This window comes from Psychrosphaera sp. 1_MG-2023 (assembly GCF_030548245.1).
Classification (GTDB): domain Bacteria; phylum Pseudomonadota; class Gammaproteobacteria; order Enterobacterales; family Alteromonadaceae; genus Psychrosphaera; species Psychrosphaera algicola.
The window spans coordinates 210,173-230,945 of the sequence record NZ_JAUORW010000006.1; the positions used below are offsets into that span (position 1 = coordinate 210,173).

Sequence of the window (20,773 nt, forward strand, 5' to 3'; positions counted from 1 at the left end):
CTAATACGTTATTAATCTGCTATAACTCATTACTAATTTACTGAATTGTAGAGGATTAATTTTTTATTTTGATTCGGCAGAGTAGAACTAGCTTGTCGCTGTAACTAACACATGATTAGTGATTTAGGGGATTGAGATTTTGCAATTGCAGGCGCTGTCGTTACAGATTACATGATTGTTCCAAACAATCAGGTTGGCGTTGATAACGACTGGCGAGTTATCAACGCAAATCTTATCTACTTTACTACGACATTAATGCTGTCGTTTGTTAGACGGATATTAATGTTTTCTCCGGTCACAACCTGCTTAGGTGATTTGATCACCTCGCCATTGTCTTTCATTGCGATGGCATAACCACGGCCTAGTGTGGCGAGGGGGCTGACAATGTTGAGTTTTTCTGTCACTTTTTCAAATCGCTGTTGAGCTCTTTCGAATCGGCGAATGAGCAAAGATTGTAGTGAATGTTGCATGTCGACCAGTTTTTGCTGTTCATTTTTAATCAAATTTGTCGGGTTTTGCGATAAAAGTCGTTGTTGCGAATGTTCTACCCGTCGAGCTTGAGTCGAAAGCTGGGTTTGGATTATTCGTGTCATGCGCATTTGCAATTCGTCGGTTTTTTGTTGCGACAGTTGAATTTTATGGCTTGGATGTAACAACGACAATGACTTGTTGAGCTCAGATAACTGTTGCTTTTGGGATTTGTAATTGTGCGTATAAGCCAGTATCAGCCGCGAGTAAAGTCGGTTTACTTTTTCAATTACGTCTGTCATGTCGGTAGACACAAGTTCTGCGGCGGCTGATGGGGTTGGTGCACGAAGGTCTGCGACAAAATCACATATCGAGAAGTCAACCTCATGACCTACCGCAGAGATAATTGGCAACGCAGAGTTATATATAGTGTGGGCTAAGGCTTCGTCATTAAAGCTCCAGAGATCTTCTAATGAACCACCACCGCGACCGACAACTAATACATCAACTTCTTCACGATAATTTGCGGCGTTTATTGCCCAAATCAAATTTTGAGCGGCGTGTTCACCTTGAACCATAGTGGGGTAAATAATCACCTCCGTTTGCGGCGAACGTCGTTTTAGAACCGTCAAAATGTCATGCACCGCTGCACCCGTAGGGGAGGTGATGACTCCGACACGTTTGGGGTTTTGTGGAATAGGGCGTTTAACGTCTTGGTCAAACAGGCCCATTTGACCAAGCTTTAATTTTAACGCTTCAAATTGTTGTTTTAATAGACCTTCACCGGCCGGTTCCATTGTCTCGACAATAAATTGATAATCGCCACGAGGTTCATAAAGACTGATCCGCCCACGCACTAAAACTTGAGAGCCATTGTCGATAACACCTCGAACAGAGCGATTATTGCCTTTAAACATAGCCGCTTTTACTTGAGCGCGGTTATCTTTGAGTGAAAAGTACCAATGACCGCTAGAGGCGCGAACTAGGTTAGAAATTTCCGCTGAAATCCACACATTCACAAACTCTGCTTCTAACATCATTCTAACTTTCTGATTTAATTCAGAAACCTGATATATTTTTTGTTGCGGTGAAGAATAAGATTGCAGCACGAAAATATTGTCCTTTGCGTGGTTTGAGAAAGAAAAGAGTCGAGTTTTAAAATAATGCAAACTTTAACAAGTTTTTTTACGAAAGTCAGTTTACCTTAGGCAAAGTTTCGATTAAAATGCGGCCGCAACATATAGACTTAAATAGCCTCAAAATTCGGTTTCTATTTCGTACTATACTTACGAATTGGACAAAGCCGCATTTCGAGGCTATTTAGGTATTAAGTCCTTCCATATATTAAGTTAAGGTAAATTTTCATGTTGCGCATAGCTAAAGAAGCTCTCACTTTTGATGACGTATTACTGGTTCCCGGTCATTCGACTGTCCTTCCACACGAAGCGAATTTAAAAACACGTTTAACCCGTAATATTGAGCTGAATATTCCAATGGTATCATCTGCCATGGACACAGTTACTGAAAGCCGACTCGCTATTGCTCTTGCCCAAGAAGGCGGTTTAGGTTTTATTCATAAAAACATGTCAATCGAAGCGCAAGCTAATGAAGTTCGTCGTGTAAAAAAATACGAATCAGGCGTGGTATCAGATCCGGTTACTGTGGCAAATAATGTGACAATTGGTCATGTAATGGCATTGGCTGACGAACATGGATTTTCTGGTTTCCCGGTTGTAGATAAAGATAACAACCTTGAAGGTATCGTAACTGGGCGTGATTTACGTTTTGAAACTAATCTTCAAAATCCAATTACTACGGTAATGACGCCTAAAGAAAAATTGATCACAGTTAAAGAAGGCGCGAGTCGCGAAATCGTTTTAGCTTTGATGCATGAAAACCGTATTGAGAAAATTCTTGTTGTTGACGATGAATTTAAGTTAACAGGCATGATTACCGTTAAAGATTTCCAAAAAGCTGATAGCAAACCAAACGCTTGTAAAGATTCATTAGGACGACTTCGTGTTGGTGCAGCAGTAGGCGTTGGTGCTGGAACTGATGAACGTATAGCCGCATTAGTTGAAGCGGGTGTTGACGTATTGTTAATCGATACTTCTCACGGACATTCACAAGGTGTTCTAGACCGGGTTGCGTTAACTCGTAAAACTTACCCAGATTTAGATATTGTTGGCGGAAACGTTGCAACAGCGGCTGGTGCATTGGCATTAGTTGAAGCAGGTGTTAACGCGGTTAAAGTTGGTATCGGCCCAGGTTCAATTTGTACAACTCGTATCGTGACGGGTTGTGGCGTTCCACAAATCACAGCAATTGCTGATGCAGTAGAAGCTGTATCTGGGAAAGACATTCCTGTTATTGCCGATGGCGGCATTCGTTTTTCTGGCGACATTGCTAAAGCCCTTGTTGCTGGCGCAAGCTGTGTAATGGTTGGTTCAATGTTAGCAGGTACGGAAGAAGCACCTGGTGAAGTTGAACTATATCAAGGTCGTTATTACAAATCGTACCGTGGTATGGGAAGTTTAGGCGCCATGAATCAAAGTCATGGTTCATCTGACCGTTATTTCCAAAAATCTGACAACAAAGAAAAATTGGTGCCAGAGGGAATTGAAGGTCGCGTTGCTTATAAAGGACCAATTGAAAACATCATTCACCAACAACTTGGTGGTATTCGAAGTGCAATGGGTCTTACGGGTTGCAGCACAATTGAAATTTTGAATACAAAACCTGAATTTGTGCGCGTAACGTCTGCCGGTATGGGTGAGTCTCACGTACATGATGTTCAAATTACAAAAGAAGCGCCTAACTATCGTTTAGGCTAGGCTTTAAAGCGTTAATTATTTTGGCAAGCCGAAGTTATCTTCGGCTTCCTTTTTTCAGTCAGTTTGAAAAAACAGACAATATCCACAATTATTTAAGAAGGCTAAAACATGTCAGTTAATCAAGACATTCACCAGCATCGAATTCTCATTTTAGATTTTGGTTCACAGTACACTCAACTTATCGCTCGACGCATTCGTGAAATTGGCGTTTATTGTGAGCTATGGGCTTGGGACGTTACTGAAGAACAGATCAAAGGTTTTAATCCCAATGGGATCATCTTAGCGGGCGGACCTGAATCAGTAACCGAGCATAATTCGCCACGTGCACCAGAATATGTATTTAATGCAGGGGTACCTGTATTAGGTATTTGCTACGGCATGCAAACTATGTCTGAACAACTTGGTGGTTCTGTCGAAGTTTCTGACGAACGTGAGTTTGGTTATGCGCAGGTTGAAGTTGTTAGTGAATCTGCACTTCTTAAAAATATTGAAGATGCGATTACATCAAATGGCAATGCATTGTTAGACGTTTGGATGAGTCATGGCGACAAAGTTAATGCAATTCCTGCCGACTTTACAACAGTTGCAAAAACAGAATCTTGCCCGTTTGCTGTAATGGCTAACGAAGAAAAACGTTTTTATGGTGTTCAATTCCACCCTGAAGTGACGCATACAAAACAGGGTCTTCGTTTGTTGGAAAACTTTGTTTGCACCATTTGTGAATGTGACAAGTTATGGACGTCGGCGACAATTATTGAAGACGCCATTGCAAAAATGAAAGAACAAGTTGGCGACGACGAAGTTGTTTTAGGTTTATCAGGTGGTGTCGATTCATCTGTTGTTGCCATGTTATTGCACCGCGCAATCGGTGACAAATTGACCTGTGTATTTGTTGATAATGGTTTACTTCGTTTAAATGAAGGTCAGCAAGTTATTGACATGTTTGGTGATCATTTTGGATTGAACATAATTCATGTTCAAGCTGAAGACCGTTTCTTGGAGCGTTTATCAAATGAAAATGATCCTGAGAAAAAACGTAAGATCATCGGTAATGTATTTGTCGAAATTTTTGACGAAGAAGCAGGCAAACTTAAAAATGCGAAATGGTTAGCCCAGGGCACTATTTACCCTGACGTGATCGAATCAGCAGCTTCTGCAACAGGTAAAGCACATGTTATTAAGTCTCACCACAATGTGGGCGGTTTACCAGAGGATATGGAGTTAGGTTTAGTTGAACCACTTCGCGAACTATTTAAAGATGAAGTACGTAAAATTGGTCTTGAACTCGGCTTACCTTACGACATGCTTTATCGTCATCCATTCCCTGGACCGGGCTTAGGTGTTCGTATTTTAGGCGAAGTGAAAAAAGAATATGCCGACTTATTACGTCGTGCTGACGCAATTTTCATTGAAGAGTTACACTCAGCTGATTTGTACAATAAAGTGAGTCAGGCGTTTACCGTGTTCTTGCCAGTTCGTTCAGTTGGTGTAATGGGAGATGGCCGTAAATACGATTGGGTTGTGAGCTTACGAGCTGTAGAAACTATCGACTTTATGACGGCACATTGGGCACATTTACCATATGACTTCCTTGGTAAGGTATCTAACCGCATCATTAACGAAATTGATGGTATTTCACGTGTTGTTTATGACATCAGTGGTAAGCCACCGGCAACGATTGAGTGGGAATAACGCTCTATCCGTTAGCTAAGTGAAATAAGAAAGCGCCTTTTAGGCGCTTTTTTGATCGTGGACGTTATACATTAAAGCTAAACATAGGTTTACGTTTTAGGCATTACGACTCATTTGAACAGAGGGCTCATTTGTCCGAGCTATAGTCCGAGCTATTAAGTTCTAAATCGATAAAAGCAATAATATAGCCGTATTGGCGGTCTGACAAATTTCCAGAGGCATGTTCACTCTTGGCATAATTATGGGTCCATTTTCGATCCCTTCCTGGGCTTGGAACCCTAATGTCGACATTAAGTAACTTTTGATTAAGCACTGTGTAGCCTTTCTCTTGAGCTTTTTGGGCACAATAGACAAGTACGTATTCCACGGCATATTTATCGACGCTAGGTAACCAGGTGTACTCGGTGTGGCAGGCTTCTTTTAACACACCGTTTTTATCTTTGTATTCAAGGTGCCCGCGAGTACATGCCGATAAAAGAGCACAAAAAAATACACATAACATCAGTTTAGATTGAAGAGTAATTCCCATTGAATAGGTTAAAGTGAATCTATGTCGCGCTTTAGACCAGCGTTATCATCAGTCGCTATTTTCTCTAAAACTTCGACCCGTTCTTTTAACGCGGATACCTGAACTTTTAAGGTTTCTATTTCAAGTTTGTCTTGATTACCTAATTTACTTGCTTCTTTTAAATTATTCACCGAGTAAATTAACCAACCTGCAATAATTAGGAATATAAAAGTCATGTTTGACCCCTTATTTTGTTTGCTCTAGCCTGTTTTTCTAAGCGAATCTATTTCTTTTTTCAAGTTGTAGCTGTCGTCCGTCACAATTTTTTCAAGGACTTCAATTCGTTCTTTTAACGCGGCCATTTGCTGCTGGGTTTCTGAATCTTGTTGATTGTTATTCTTACTAATTTGCAACTTAACGTGTTGCTCGTATGCGGCATATAGTAAACCACCAATAACCGAAACAAGTACAATAGTTAAAACTGAAATAGGCATTATTTTATTCCTTCAATAAAGTTGTGAATTTCTACGACAAGTTATATATCAATATATGTACCAAAAGGTAACGCATTGAAAATAAACAATTAATATATTTAAAGTTGAATTAACTGTTGTGAATATCGCTGAATATTAGTCTAATTAGCTAACTTTTATTAGGTTGTTAGAAAATAAACATGTCCGATTCGGAACTTGATGTCAAATGGATGCAATACGCTATGGCGCTAGCTGAGAAAGCAGAAGCCCAAGGCGAGATACCTGTAGGTGCCGTAATTGTAAAAGAAGATGAAGTTTTAGGGGAGGGCTGGAATCAGCCGATTACCTTGCACGACTCAACTGCTCACGCTGAAATTGTAGCGATTAGAAATGCTGGAAAAAACATTGCAAACTACCGTTTAGTTGGTAGCACGATATATGTAACATTAGAACCTTGTCCTATGTGTGCCGGTGCTATTATTCACAGCCGGATAGCACGACTTGTTTATGGTGCGCAGGATTATAAAACAGGGGCCGTGGGCAGTGTAATGAATTTGTTGCAGCATGATAGTAATAACCACAAAGTCGACTTTACTTCTGGTCTACTTGAGCAGCAGTGCAGTCATCAAATATCCGCTTTTTTTAAAAAGCGGAGAGTAGAGATTAAAGCCGCGAAAGAAAATAAAACTTTGAAAGATGATGTCAACATTGACGATGACCAAATTGATTAAGCGGTGTTAGTTAAAGGCACAACGTAATTAGATTATTTCTTCTGGATCGGCGTTGGATTCGCCCATTCGAATCGTCGTTTGTTTAAGACGTCGACTTAGCAAACGATTTGAAATTGTTTTTCTCGCTATGCGTCTACGTGTGTTGTTAAACATACGGCTTTTCAATTTTAATTTTATGTTTCTTCTTCGTCTAAACATATTTTGTCCTTTTAAAACGTCAGTAACAGATCATGCTAACTAGGATTAGTTTAGCGGGCTTCAGTTTCAATTTTAATCAGTGCTTGTTTCTGTTTCGGTGCTTACAGAGTGGACTTGGTCCATCAAGGTATCAATTTTAATTTGTTGTTCAGCTTTATCATCAATCCAAATTAAGGTGTCGTAATATCGGCGGATATTGGCAACATATTGCACCGCTTCATCACCTCGAGCAAAACCATAACGAGTTGTCTTGTAATGTCTTTTTTGTCGTAACAGTGGCAGGTATTTTTTAACATCAACCCACTTGTCAGGATCACCGCCCAATATTTTAGTTAGTTTTCGTCCATCTTGAACATGTCCCCAACCTAAGTTGTACGCAGCGAGCGCAAACCAAGGTCGGTCAAATTCAGATATTCTTGCTGGGATACGCTTCAATAATTGACTTAAATATTTGGCGCCGCCTTTAATATTTGATTCCGCATCTAGTCTACTTTTTACACCTAATTGCTTGGCCGTTGGTTGTGTAAGCATCATGATGCCTCGCACTCCCGTTGGGGATTTTGCTCTTGGATCCCAATGGGATTCTTGATAGCTTTGGGCTGCTAATAAACGCCAATCTAAATCTCCGGCATATTCCTTAAACCAGTGTTGGTAATCTGGAAGTACTTTGCCAACCGCATTCATGAATAAACGAGTATCGACATAATTAAAGTGCTCGACATGTCCAAAGTAACGTTCTTCTAACGCAATAAGTTCACCGGATTCGTGCATGTCGCCAAAAAAATCAATTAAGGTTGCAAATAATGAGTCGTCACGATTTTTGGGTAACAACCAAGTAAGAGGTTGTTCATTTGCTAATGTAAAGGCCACAGAAATATCTGGGTAATATCGTCTAACTAAGGCGAGGTTATGTGAATCGGCGACAGTAAACTCAATCTCGCCGTCCATTAACATTTCAAGTAATTCGTTTGAATCAACGTTATCGACAACTTGGATTTGAAAGTCGAGTTCTTCAGTTTGTTGTTTTCTTAGATTATCTAAATGACTCGACTGTGAAGAAACAACAATAGGTAAATCGACTTCAGAGAGATTTGTGGGCCGCTCTCTACCTTGTTTAAAAACAACTTTTTGACTGACATGATAATAAGGCGGTGACGTTCTAAATTGTTCAAGTATTTCAGTTGTAGGGGAAAATCCGCCGACAAGAAGGTCGACTTGACCAGTTTCAAGCTTTGGCAGTAACTCTGCTATATGGTAGCTAGGAATGAGGTTAACCTCGACTCCTAAATAATCGGCAAAAGAATGAACTAAATCATGTTCAAACCCAGCAGTACCGTCGGCGTCTACATAGTAACTTGTGGGATTAAATAAAATACCGACATTAATAACCTGCTTTTTGTCTATTTCAATAATCTTGGGGGCAGGCGGTTTTGGCTCACAAGCAGTGATAAAAAAACAAACAATAAAAAGCAACAGACCACTTGGGACCTGTTTTGTTTGTGTTGTGAGTTGAGACAGTATTTTTTTCATCACTGGCTTTATATCAAATGATCCTCATTTAGTCATCAAACAACTGGCATAGAGGGATTAAAAAGTCATTGGCTGGAGGTAATTAGTTGAAGAGTCTACAAATCCTAGTAATTGGTTGCATTTTAAGTTTAATTTTTTTGTGGGTGTCTAGGTTAAGTTTGACCGGACGTTTACGTTAAACCTTCATGTAAATCGACTTTATTTTGTTATCTGATATCAGTGTCTTAGATGGAATTATTTTTTGGTAATGCGCTAGATAGAAAAAGTTGCAGGAAAACGACGTCGCAATCTATATATTGGGGCTATTTGAGTATATAATGCGCGCCTAATTTTTTTCCTTTCAAAATGAATGGTGAATTGGCATATGTTAATCCTTCGTGGTGCACCAGCTTTATCCGAATTTCGTGTTAAAAAATATTTAGCCGCATTTGCTGCTAAAGATCTAAACGTTACTGACATTTATGCGGAATATACGCATTTTGCGGATGTCACAGCAGAATTGTTTGATGATGAATTAAGTAAACTTAATTCACTTGTAGAATACGGTCCGTCAATTGCGCAACATCAACCTGAAGGTGAGTTGTTCTTAATTACACCTCGTCCAGGAACAATTTCTCCTTGGTCAACTAAAGCAACAAACATTGCTAATAACTGCGGGCTAGACAAAGTAAAACGTGTCGAACGTGGAATTGCGTTTTATGTTGTTGGTGATCTTAACGAAACACAAAAATCTGATTTAGTCGCTGAATTACACGACCGAATGACAGAAGTTGTGTTTAGCGAATTAAACCAAGCATCACAATTGTTCGTAGCCGAACAACCAAAACCATTCACGTCAGTTGACGTAATTGCAGGCGGACGCGAAGCGCTTTCAAATGCTAACTTAACAATGGGTTTGGCATTAGCCGACGACGAAATTGACTACTTAGTTGAAAACTTCATTCAACTTGGTCGCAACCCAAACGACATCGAATTATATATGTTTGCTCAGGCAAACTCTGAGCATTGTCGTCATAAGATTTTTAACGCCGATTGGACAATCGACGGCGTTGCACAGCCAAAATCATTATTCAAAATGATTAAAAATACGTTTGAGCATAATAGCGAATTTGTAACCTCTGCTTATAAAGATAATGCTGCGGTAATGCACGGTTCTGTTGCGGGACGTTTTTTTGCTGAGCCAACGACAGGTTCTTACAAGTTTTATAATGAAAATATCGACATTCTAATGAAAGTCGAAACTCATAATCACCCAACTGCTATTTCGCCTTTCCCTGGTGCTGCGACGGGTTCGGGTGGTGAAATTCGTGATGAAGGTGCTACTGGTCGTGGTTCAAAACCTAAAGCTGGTCTTAACGGATTTACCGTATCAAACTTACGTATCCCAGGTTTTGAACAACCTTGGGAAATTAACTACGGCAAGCCGTCTCGTATCGTTGAAGCTCTCGACATTATGGTGGAAGGACCATTAGGTGGTGCGGCATTTAATAACGAATTTGGTCGCCCGAATATTTTGGGGTATTTCCGTACATACGAAGACAAAGTAAATAGCTTTAATGGCGAAGAAGTTCGTGGTTACCACAAGCCTATTATGCTTGCTGGCGGATTAGGTAACATTCGTCGTGAACATACCGAAAAAGGCATTATCCCGGTTGGCGCTAAATTAATTGCGCTGGGTGGACCTGCAATGAATATCGGTCTTGGCGGTGGTGCCGCATCTTCAATGGCGTCTGGTCAGTCAAATGAAGATTTAGACTTTGCGTCAGTACAACGTGAAAATCCAGAAATGGAACGTCGTTGTCAGGAAGTTATCGACAAATGTTGGCAGCTTGGCGACGAAAATCCGATTGCCTTTATCCACGATGTAGGTGCTGGTGGTTTATCAAACGCATTCCCAGAGCTTGTTAACGATGGCGAACGTGGTGGCGTATTTGAACTTCGCGACGTACCTAATGACGAACCTGGAATGTCGCCACTGGAAATTTGGTGTAACGAATCTCAAGAACGTTATGTCTTAGCAGTCGCTCCTGAAAATTTAGACGTTTTTGAAAATATTTGTCAACGTGAGCGCGCGCAATATGCTGTTGTTGGTGTTGCAACAGAAGAACGTCATCTAACATTAAATGACGAACATTTTGACAACAAACCGATTGATATGCCATTGGACATCTTATTGGGTAAAGCCCCTAAGATGCATCGAGATGTAGCGGCTAAACACGTTGCTGGTAGCGAATTTGACATTTCAAAAATTGAAATCGCAGACGCGGCGGAACGTCTACTGCGTTTACCGGCGATTGCTGAAAAAACGTTCCTTGTGACGATAGGTGACCGTTCGGTAACTGGTATGGTTTCTCGTGACCAAATGGTTGGCCCGTGGCAGGTTCCAGTTGCTGACTGTGCCGTCACTACAGCATCACTAGACAGTTATTTTGGTGAAGCGATGTCACTAGGCGAACGTACCCCAATCGCATTGCTAAATTACGGCGCCTCTGCTCGCATGGCGGTCGCAGAGTCTATTACCAATATAGCGGCGACAGATATCGGAAATTTAAACCGGATTAAAATGTCGGCGAACTGGATGGCAGCAGCCGGACACCCGGGTGAAGACGCTGGTTTATACGAAGCAGTTAAAGCCGTTGGTGAAGAGCTATGTCCCGCATTAGACATCACTATACCTGTAGGTAAAGATTCAATGTCGATGAAAACAAAATGGCAGGAAGAAGATGGGACTGATAAATCAGTTACCTCGCCACTGTCGTTGTTGATCACCGCATTCGCCCGTGTTGAAGATGTTCGTAATACGGTGACTCCAGAACTACGCACTGATAAAGGCGAAACGTCACTCATATTGGTTGATCTTGGAAGCAAGCAAAACCGGATGGGGGCAAGTTGTCTGGCTCAAGTTTACAATAAACTCGGCACTGTAGCGCCAGATGTTGATAGTCCTGAGCTGTTAAAAGGTTTCTTTAATTCAATCCAGAGCCTGGTTAAATCTAAGCAATTGATGGCATATCACGACCGTTCAGACGGTGGTTTGTTTACATCTGTTGCTGAAATGGCATTTGCTGGTAAAGCCGGTGCGGTTGTTAATTTAGATGGACTCGGAGAAGACGCGACGTCAATTCTTTATTCTGAAGAATTAGGTGCAGTTATCCAGGTCGGTAAAGCGGATGAAGCTAACGTATTGTCAGTGTTTGCTGCCAATGGATTAGCGGCTAATGCGCACGTTATTGGTTCAGTAAATAGTGAAGACAAGTTGTCGTTTAGCTTTAATGGCGAAGTTGTTCTTGAAAATACCCGCACGCATTATCGTACAGTGTGGGCAGAAACTACATTCCACATGCAGTCTATGCGTGACAACCCAGAATGTGCAAAACAAGAACATGACGCTAAATTTGATGCAAACGACAAAGGTCTAAATGTTGAATTGTCATTCGACATAAATGAAGACGTTGCAGCCCCGTTTATAGCTAAAGGTGATAAACCACGTGTTGCTATCTTACGTGAGCAAGGGGTTAACTCACACGTAGAAATGGCAGCTGCCTTTACTCGTGCTGGTTTCGACGCAATAGACGTTCACATGAGCGACTTACAAGAAGGCCGCTTGTCACTAGAGTCATTTAAAGGTTTAGTGGCATGTGGTGGGTTCTCATACGGAGACGTATTAGGTGCTGGTGAAGGTTGGGCAAAATCAATATTGTTCAACGACAAACTAAGTGAAATGTTCAAGACCTTCTTCCACCGCGAAGACACCTTTAGTTTAGGTGTCTGTAATGGTTGTCAGATGATGTCTAACTTACGTTCACTTATCCCAGGTGCTGATCACTGGCCTCGTTTTGTGACAAACAAGTCTGAGCGCTTTGAAGCTCGTTTTAGTTTGGTCGAAATCCAAGAGTCTAACTCTGTATTTTTTCAAGGTATGACAGGTTCACGTATGCCAATCGCGGTATCACACGGTGAAGGGCGTGCAGAATTTACAGCCGATAGTGCTGTTCAAGCAGCACTTGCATCAAATACGGTTGCCATGCGTTATGTTGATAATAATGGTGAGTTCACTGAAACCTACCCGGCTAACCCAAATGGGTCGCCAGAAGGGATTACGTCTCTAACGACGACAGACGGACGTACCACGATTATGATGCCGCATCCTGAGCGTGTATTCCGTGCCGTTACAAATTCTTGGCATCCAGACGAGTGGCTTGAAGATAGCCCTTGGATGCGTATGTTCCGTAACGCACGCAAGTGGGTCGGTTAAATTTCGATTACAGATAAGTCGAATCAATCTCATAAAGCCAGTTATTTATTAACTGGCTTTTTTTATTCTTGCCAGAAGCAAAAGCTATGTTTTACCAGTTAAAGCGGAAAATAAATAATCAAAGAGTTTTATTTTTGAGACAAAGGAAAGCGTAAAATTGACCGCCTTTTAACTGTCTTACTTTTGTACTTTATTGGTGTAGCCCTTATTTTAAATGATATTTTTACAGTCTGTAGGTGCTTACCATAAAAAAATAAAGTTTTTACTTTAAAAATAGGTTCAGCTTGATAAAGTGTATTTGCGAAAAAAGGAAGGTTAGGGATCTGCCGTTTTTGTACAAAAATAAATTTGATGTTTTATTAATGCCCAATTTGTTGTTGTAAAAGCCAGCTCAGCCAAGGAATGAGCAAAATAATAATTCTAATAAGGTTCGAGCAAAGAACCGGGTTCTACAATTACTACATTAAACATATTTCCCTCTTTCAGGAGTAGGCATGAAAAAGACTAAAAATACACTATTTAAACATAGCGTAGTTTTTGCGGCGCTCAGCACCGCAATATATCAGCCACATAGTGTGGCAGCAGAAGAAGAAAGCGCCAATGAAGGCATCGAAGTAATTCAAGTAACCGCTACGCGTCGTGCAGCCTCCGTTCAAGATATTCCTGTAAATATTACCGCATTAGATGGCGATATTATGGCAGACCAAAATATTGGCGAATTAACTGATGTTGCGCGTTGGGTTCCGGGTTTGACGATACAAGACCAAGGTAACCGTAGTCGTTCTCCAATTATTGTACGTGGCTTGAACACCGACTCATCAGGTCCCGGTGCTGACGGTGGCACAGTTGCGGTTTATGTCGGTGAAAGCCCGTTAACGGTTGACCTAAAAATTCTCGATGTACAGCGTGTTGAAGTATTAATTGGTCCACAAGGCACATTATACGGTGCAGGCTCACTTGGTGGGGCAATTCGATATATTCCGAACAAGCCCGTATTAGATGAAACCTCTGGTCGTGTTTATGGTGGTGTTAATTCAGTTAATGAAGGTGGCACAGGTCATGAAGTTGGCTTTATTGTTAACATGCCACTTATTAGTGATGAATTAGGTTTTAGAGCCGCATTTCAACAACAAAAAAATGCCGGTTACATTGACTACAATTATCTCGTTAAAGAAAGCGGAATTTCATTACCAGATCCAGATTGGTCAGATGCCAGTCAAGTAAGCGCGAATATTAAACAGTCTGCTGATGCGAACTACGACGATACGTCAACGGCTAAGTTTATGTTACGTTGGATGCCAACCGATAAGGTCGATGCAGTATTATCGTATACCTATCAGCAACAGGAAGTCGGTGGGCGCTCTATTGTTCATCATAATGCACTTGCCCCAGATCATGCGTTGACAGATATTGTAGGTAAATATGAATCTGCATATCGTGTTGAAGAACCAATGGATAAAACCACAGATTTATTAGCGTTAGAAATAACGGCCGATCTTGGATTTGCTGAGTTAACATCAGCAACGAGTTTATCTTCATTTGAATCCCTCGGACAACGTGATCAAACTGATTTGTTGATACGTCTTGCTTATTCTTATGAAGAATTCCCAGCATTCAGCTCGTATACACGTGAAGATGCAGAGAATGAGTCGTTTGTTCAGGAAGTTCGTTTAGTTTCAACGGGTGAATCAGACCTTTCGTGGATTGTTGGTGGGTATTACAGCAAATTTGATTCTTTTAACACCAGTGAAGAGTTTACACCAGGTTTTGACGAATATGCGATAAATGAGTGGGGCGTTGACGGTAATCTTCGACCTGATTCGTTAGAGTATTATTCTGTTGGGGATGTTGAATTAGTGGAATCCGCCATTTTTGGTGAATTAAGTTACCAAGTCACGGACGCATTAACCACTACTTTTGGTTTTAGACATTATCAATATGAAATAAACAGCATGTCATCTTATGACTTACCGCTATATAACTCGGTATTTGGTGGCGCAGCGAGCGACGCAATTGACCTTGATGGCAATCGTGAGTTTCAAGATGCAAAAAATGACGGTACGTTGTTTAAAGTCAATGTGAGTTATCAAGTCAATTCAGACTTGTTGACATACGCTACTATAAGCGAAGGATTCCGTATTGGTGGTTCAAATGGGGTTGCAGCTTGTACTCCTGAAGACATCGCAAACCCTGGACAAGTGTTGTGTGCATTACCACATGAAGTAGATTTTCGACCAGATACAACCGTAAACTATGAAATTGGGATGAAGTCGACCTTGTTTAACAATCGTTTACATCTGAATGGTGCTGCTTTTTATATTAAGTGGGAAGATGCCCAAATCGGTGGTGCTACACAAAATGGTCAAATTCCAATAATTGCCAATGCCTCTGGTGGTGCAGAAAGTTCAGGTCTTGAACTATCCGCACGGGCAATGTTGTCTAACGAGCTGTCGTTGTTTGGTAGTTATTCGTTAGCCAAAGCAAAATTAGCGGGAGATGCTCCTTATTTGTTTGGTGTTGTTGATGACCCAGCCCGTCAAGCATGGAAGGACGGTGAAAAAGGCGATCGACTGCCTGGCGCACCTGAACATCAGTTTGCGTTAGGAGCGAAGTATTCAACCGAAATTTTGGATGACAAAATGTTGGATGTTAACTTTGGTTATACTTACCAGAGTGAATTGATTACACGCGTCGGCTTAAAAAATGATGGCCAAACAATTGATGGTTATGGTCTAGCAAATCTTTCTGCATCGTTATCCGATGAAGCTTGGTCAGTTACCTTGTACATCAATAATTTGTTGGATGAATATGCGGTAACTTCTGTTCGTCGTTCTCAAGCGGATATCGGTAGTGCAAAGTTTGATGCGGATATTGCGAACCGTACAGATTTACAACGTAACTTCGGTTATTTTGTCAGCACACCTCGAACAGTTGGTGTTAAATTCGATTATAAATTTGAAAGCTTCTAATCAAGTACTAATCTAAATCGATATGTTAAAGGCACCATTTGGTGCCTTTTTTATTGTCCTAAAGTTTGCTTATTGAGGTATTACTCAGCTCTTAAATTCGATAAGCTAACCGATTGAATAGCGCCTTAAATTGAAATACAAAAAGATAATCAATGTCAGAAAAACACTTACACCAAACCGCGATACAAGCGATTAACAAAAAGCAATTTGATGTAGCCCAACGTGCTTTAATTCAAATTTTGAACAACAATCACAGTTTTTATGATGGCTATTTTTTGTTGGGGGTAATTGAAGCTGAACTTGGCACTTATACAAAGGCCGTAGCATTGATGTCAAAAGCCGCGCAGATGCATCCATGCGCAGAATACTTTGCGCACTTAGCTAGGTGTTATGCCCTGATTGGAGATAGTAACAAAACGCATGAGGCGATTTCTCAAGTTCAACAATTCACCTTAGACAATGCATTAACGATTGATACGATTGGCGTTGCGTTGTCACGGATTGGCGATCACGACCAGGCGATAGAATATTTCAAACGCGCGATAAAGCTTAAGCCTGACGCGTCTTTTTATTATAATTTAGGGTCGTCGCAAACCTTTGCTGGCCTGTTTGATGACGCACGAAATTCTTATGAGCTAGCTATCAAGTTAGAGCCGACTTTTTATCAAGCTCATTCATCTTTGAGTCATTTAGGCGGTACGGACAAAGAGCACAATCACATTGACCGTCTGCAAGCTTTATTACCTAAACTGACAAGCGTTAATTCCAAACTGCATATTGCCCATGCGTTAGCGCGGGAGTTAGGGAGTGTCGATGAATTCGGTGCTGCCTTTTCGCAACTCGAGATTGCTAAAGGTGAAAAAGCCAAGTCGCTAAACTACCAGTTTTCTCAAGACCAATTGATTTTTGAGACATTAAAAACATGCTTTACGGAAGAATTGATTAAGGAGATTAATCGCAATAATAGTAAAGAACAAAAGACCAACACTGATCTTGATTTTGCTCCTATATTTATCACTGGCATGCCGCGCTCTGGTACGACGCTTATTGAACGAGTGTTAACAAATAACAACATAGTTAAGTCTGCGGGTGAGTTGCAGGAGTTTGCAATTGCTATTAAGCGAATTGCCAAAACATCCAGCCAATATATTTTGGACCCCGCGACAATTAAGGCAGCGATAACCTCGGATTTGTCAGAAATTGGCGAACTTTATCGACAATGCGTTAAAAATATCGTTAAAGGTGCCTCACGATTTGTTGATAAAATGCCGCTAAATGTCCTAAATGCCGGTTTTATTATTGGTGCAATTCCTACCGCGAAAATTGTTTGTGTTATTCGTAACCCAATGGACACGATATGGGGTAATTACAAACAACTGTTTTCGCTCACAGACTCATATTATAACTACGCTTTTAGCCAAGTTGATACCGCTAAATATTATTGTGAATTTGTTCGTTTAGCGGAGTTTTGGCAAACCGCTTTTCCAGATCAGTTTAAAATTGTTCGCTACGACGATTTTGTACAACAACCCGAAATAATTGGGAAAGAATTTGTTGAGTTTTGCGGTCTAGTATATGACAGCAAGATGTTAGAGATAACGAACAACAAGTCAGCTGTTGCCACGGCAAGCTCGGTGCAAGTGCGGTCTAAAATTAGCACAAGCTCCTTAGGGCAGTGGCTAAAATATCGGTCGTTTTTACAACCTGCTTATAACGAAGTTATATCACAGGGGATAAAACTCGATTGATTTACAAGCAAATGATCGGGTTTAGTGAATATTTATCGGGCAATACCTTTAAATTTGGCTAAGATGACTCCATACACATCTTCTAGTGCGCACGTCCGCTTTTAAGGAAAGGTTGTATTTTGACAACAGTACATGACAAGTTAGAGCAGCTTAAGACTGCTGAGTTCTCCACCGCGATTAAAAATATTAAACGTGGTATAGAGCGTGAAGGTTTACGAATTACCCCTGAGGGCAAACTATCTCAGCTAGACCACCCGCAAGCATTAGGTGCGTCACTTACTCATCCTTATATCACAACGGATTATTCTGAATCCTTGATGGAGCTTATAACGCCGCCATCTAACAGCATTCAAGAAACGTTTAATCAACTCCAAGACGTGCACAAATTTGTACTCGAAAACATAGGCTCAGAAATGTTATGGCCTATGAGTATGCCGTGTTTTATCGGTGATGAGTCTGATATTCGAATCGCCCACTATGGCACGTCTAATGTGGCCCAAATGAAGTCGACATATCGTCAAGGGTTAAAAAACCGTTACGGTTCGATGATGCAGGCAATTGCTGGGATCCATTACAATTTTTCGCTGCCAGAAGAGTTTTGGCAAAAATACCAAGAGTTATTAGGCGACACAAGTGAAAGTAAAGACTTCCAGTCTGCGCAATATATGCACATGGTTCGCAATATTAAGCGTTTTGTCTGGGTGGTTACCTATTTATTTGGCGCGTCGCCTGCAATGTGTAAATCGTTTTTAGGTGGGCGCGAAAGCCAATTTGAATTCGAAACGTTTGGCAAAGGTTCTATTTACTTACCAAATGCAACGTCGTTAAGAATGAGTGATCTCGGTTACACGAATAGCGCTCAATCGGCTTTAAATATTGAATATGGTTCATTGACTCAATATATCGAAAAGCTTCGTAAAGCCATTCATACTGAGTCTGAGCAATATAAAAACATTGGTGTCAAAGTTGACGGCAAATACAAGCAGCTAAATCACAATATTCTTCAAATAGAAAATGAACTGTATGCGCCTGTTAGACCAAAACAAGTGGCTAAATCGGGTGAAAAGCCGACAGATGCATTAGAGAATCGTGGTGTAATGTATGTTGAATTACGTGCGTTAGATGTTAATCCGTTTTCACCATACGGTATAACAATGGAGCAGATGCGTGTTCTAGATGTTTTCCTTTTATATTGTTTACTTGAGCCTCAAGAAATCTTAACCGACCAACAACAGGCTGAAGCCGAAGAAAATCAAGATAAAGTTGTAGTTGACGGCCGTCGTGACGATCTTACGCTTAGCCAAAATGGACAAGTCGTAAGCCGAGAAAAATGGTTAGAATCAATGTTTGTTGATTTTACTGAAATCGCGAAATGGTTAGATCAAAGTTACGGTGGTGAAGAATACGCAAAGGCCGTGAGTAACGTTAGTGAAACGGCCAGTAATCCCGACTTAACTTTGTCTGGAAAATTAATGACGGAGTTACTCACGCGAGGAATAGACAATGGTAAGGTCGGAATGGAATTGGCCGCATATTACAAAGACGCCATTCTCAAAACACCAGCAGATACCTTTACTCGTCAATATATGGTCGATAAAGGACGTCAGTCTATAATTGACAGAGAAGCAATTGAAGCAGCGGATAACGTTAGTTTTGATGAATTTTTAGAACAATACTTTAAAACAAATAGCTAAAACTAACTTGATTCGAACATGGCTCGAAGTGGCCATGTTCGGTTAGATTTTACAAACAGATTAGTAAATACCTCTGCCGATTTTTATTGCCCTCATCACCAATATTACAAGCGCGAAGAAAAGCCAACACTAACTATTAGCCGATATTGAACTTTCAATTGAAATACAATGTTATGGTTTTAGTTTTGGGTAAATTCTGGATTAGACGAGGCTTTAAATGGGTGTTCGACAATCACGTTTTAACACTATGTTTCGAAATGTTAAGCAATCTATCATTAATTAAATATGATCCAGTTTTGGATCATTTGCAGCTTTAAAGAGCGGTATTAGAGAGCTGTATCAAAGAGCTATATACATCAAGTTTCTTCGCCTTCCTCAAGTGGAGGATAAATCTTAGCTTGATAAACCTTGTTGTCTTTTATTTCAACAATTTCAATAGGGTAATCTGCAATTTGAATCGAAACGCCAGGTTCTGGTATATCTTCCATATACTCTAGAATAAGGCCGTTAATCGTTTTTGGACCATCAGTAGGCAATGACCATGACATATCTTTGTTAATATCTCTAATTGAAGCACTACCGTCGATAACGTAGCTTCCATCTTTCTGTTCTTCAAGTTCAAAACTCGAATCAACTGTCATGCCAGTAGTAAAATCACCTACAATTTCTTCCAAAATATCTTCTAGGGTAAATAAGCCTTGAATATCGCCATATTCATCTACGACTAAGCCAATTCGTTCTTTATTCTGTTGCAGTTTTTGTAACAGAGTAAACAACGACGTACCTTCAGGTGTAAAGTAAATCTCACGAACGGCACGTAATAAGGAATTTTTACTAAAGTCTTCTTTGGCCAATAATCTTAATGCGTCACGTACGTGAATAAATCCGACAGCATCATCTATGTTATCCCGATACAACAACAGGCGGGTATGCTGCGAGTTAGTTAACCCCTTTAAAATATCCTTCCAATCGTCATTAATATCTAGCGCATAAATTTCATTACGCGGGATCATGATGTCTTCTGCTTTAATATTTTCGATATCTAGTAGGTTAACCAACATGTTTTGGTGATTGTCTTGTAACAGCCCACCGCTTTCATTTACAACGGTTCGGAGTTCTTCGGTACTTAAACTATGTTCAGCGCGGTCTTTAGCACTAATACCCAAAAGAATAAGCAGTCCATTGGTTATATAGTTAACACTTAGGACAAATGGATAAAGTACCTTCATTAGAATGATCAGGACAATTGAGCTCGGAAATGCAACCTTTTCAGGGTGCAAAGCAGCCAGTGTTTTAGGGGTGACTTCTGCAAAGATTAAAATGATAAATGTAAGTGCAAACGCCGCTACAGCTAAACCAACGTCACCGTAGAGTCGTTGCCCAATTTCGGCAGCTAAAAATGATGCGCCGATATTAACAAGGTTGTTCCCAATTAATATGAGACCAATAAGCTGATCAGGACGTTCCATCATTTTAGAAACACGAACCGCGCCTTTATGCCCTTGGTTTTCTAAATGTTTTAAACGATATTTATTGATCGCCATTAAGCCTGTTTCAGAACTCGAAAAGTAGGCGGAGATAAAAATGAGTACCGCAAGTGCGATAAACAGGGTACTCGTAGATATGGCGTCCAAAAATTATTTTCCTGTGTTGCTAATTGAATTATATAAGTA

14 protein-coding genes are annotated in these 20,773 nt (G+C 40.6%); 7 read left to right on the forward strand and 7 right to left on the reverse strand.

Annotated features, from left to right (window positions below; translation table 11 throughout):
* Positions 1–236: 236 nt before the first annotated feature.
* Positions 237–1,577, reverse strand: coding sequence for an exodeoxyribonuclease VII large subunit (xseA, locus tag Q4575_RS07775; protein ID WP_303522119.1), 1,341 nt, complete (start codon positions 1,575–1,577; stop codon positions 237–239).
* A 255-nt stretch (positions 1,578–1,832) separates the two neighbouring features.
* Here xseA and guaB point away from each other — a divergent pair, with 255 nt between their 5' ends.
* Together guaB and guaA are read left to right on the forward strand one after the other, a co-directional pair.
* Entirely contained in the window at positions 1,833–3,302 is a 1,470-nt protein-coding gene (gene guaB, locus Q4575_RS07780) for an IMP dehydrogenase (protein ID WP_215963531.1), read from the forward strand.
* Between the two features lie 108 nt (positions 3,303–3,410).
* The gene (guaA, locus tag Q4575_RS07785; protein WP_215963532.1) at positions 3,411–4,994 is read left to right on the forward strand and encodes a glutamine-hydrolyzing GMP synthase; all 1,584 of its coding nucleotides are present in this window, start codon (positions 3,411–3,413) and stop codon (positions 4,992–4,994) included.
* A gap of 127 nt (positions 4,995–5,121) precedes the next feature.
* Here guaA and Q4575_RS07790 read toward each other — a convergent pair whose 3' ends face one another.
* Genes Q4575_RS07790 through Q4575_RS07800 form a run of 3 tightly spaced genes read right to left on the reverse strand, consistent with a single transcriptional unit; the run spans position 5,122 to position 5,996 of the window.
* Entirely contained in the window at positions 5,122–5,523 is a 402-nt protein-coding gene (locus Q4575_RS07790) for a hypothetical protein (protein ID WP_303522122.1), read from the reverse strand.
* A gap of 8 nt (positions 5,524–5,531) precedes the next feature.
* Complete coding sequence (locus tag Q4575_RS07795) at positions 5,532–5,738, reverse strand: hypothetical protein (RefSeq protein WP_272180440.1); 207 nt, start codon at positions 5,736–5,738, stop codon at positions 5,532–5,534.
* A 24-nt stretch (positions 5,739–5,762) separates the two neighbouring features.
* Positions 5,763–5,996 carry a hypothetical protein gene (locus Q4575_RS07800; protein WP_215963535.1) on the reverse strand — a complete coding sequence of 78 codons (234 nt, stop codon included), beginning with the start codon at positions 5,994–5,996 and terminating at the stop codon, positions 5,763–5,765.
* 179 nt (positions 5,997–6,175) lie between these two features.
* On the opposite strand from Q4575_RS07800, the gene tadA reads away from it, so the two are divergent.
* A complete protein-coding gene (gene tadA / locus Q4575_RS07805) occupies positions 6,176–6,706 on the forward strand; it encodes a tRNA adenosine(34) deaminase TadA (RefSeq protein WP_215963536.1) in 531 nt (176 codons plus the stop codon).
* A gap of 27 nt (positions 6,707–6,733) precedes the next feature.
* Here the strand turns inward: tadA and Q4575_RS07810 are convergent, their stop codons facing one another.
* The gene (locus tag Q4575_RS07810) at positions 6,734–6,859 is read right to left on the reverse strand and encodes a hypothetical protein (protein WP_256448310.1); all 126 of its coding nucleotides are present in this window, start codon (positions 6,857–6,859) and stop codon (positions 6,734–6,736) included.
* A 117-nt stretch (positions 6,860–6,976) separates the two neighbouring features.
* Positions 6,977–8,434 (reverse strand): membrane-bound lytic murein transglycosylase MltF, encoded by a 1,458-nt coding sequence (gene mltF, locus Q4575_RS07815; RefSeq protein ID WP_215963537.1) that lies wholly within the window; start codon positions 8,432–8,434, stop codon positions 6,977–6,979.
* 364 nt (positions 8,435–8,798) lie between these two features.
* On the opposite strand from mltF, the gene purL reads away from it, so the two are divergent.
* The 4 genes from purL (at position 8,799) to gshA (ending at position 19,100) form a co-directional block, all read left to right on the forward strand.
* Positions 8,799–12,689 (forward strand): phosphoribosylformylglycinamidine synthase, encoded by a 3,891-nt coding sequence (gene purL, locus Q4575_RS07820; RefSeq protein ID WP_303522125.1) that lies wholly within the window; start codon positions 8,799–8,801, stop codon positions 12,687–12,689.
* A gap of 494 nt (positions 12,690–13,183) precedes the next feature.
* Positions 13,184–15,658 (forward strand): TonB-dependent receptor, encoded by a 2,475-nt coding sequence (locus tag Q4575_RS07825; protein ID WP_303522127.1) that lies wholly within the window; start codon positions 13,184–13,186, stop codon positions 15,656–15,658.
* Between the two features lie 152 nt (positions 15,659–15,810).
* Positions 15,811–17,406, forward strand: coding sequence for a tetratricopeptide repeat-containing sulfotransferase family protein (locus tag Q4575_RS07830; RefSeq protein WP_303522129.1), 1,596 nt, complete (start codon positions 15,811–15,813; stop codon positions 17,404–17,406).
* Between the two features lie 119 nt (positions 17,407–17,525).
* Positions 17,526–19,100 (forward strand): glutamate--cysteine ligase, encoded by a 1,575-nt coding sequence (gshA, locus tag Q4575_RS07835; RefSeq protein ID WP_252736618.1) that lies wholly within the window; start codon positions 17,526–17,528, stop codon positions 19,098–19,100.
* Positions 19,101–19,456: 356 nt separating this feature from the next.
* Here the strand turns inward: gshA and Q4575_RS07840 are convergent, their stop codons facing one another.
* On the reverse strand, positions 19,457–20,734 hold the full coding sequence (locus Q4575_RS07840) for an HlyC/CorC family transporter (RefSeq protein WP_215963541.1): 1,278 nt from the start codon (positions 20,732–20,734) through the stop codon (positions 19,457–19,459).
* Between the last annotated feature and the right edge of the window lie 39 nt (positions 20,735–20,773).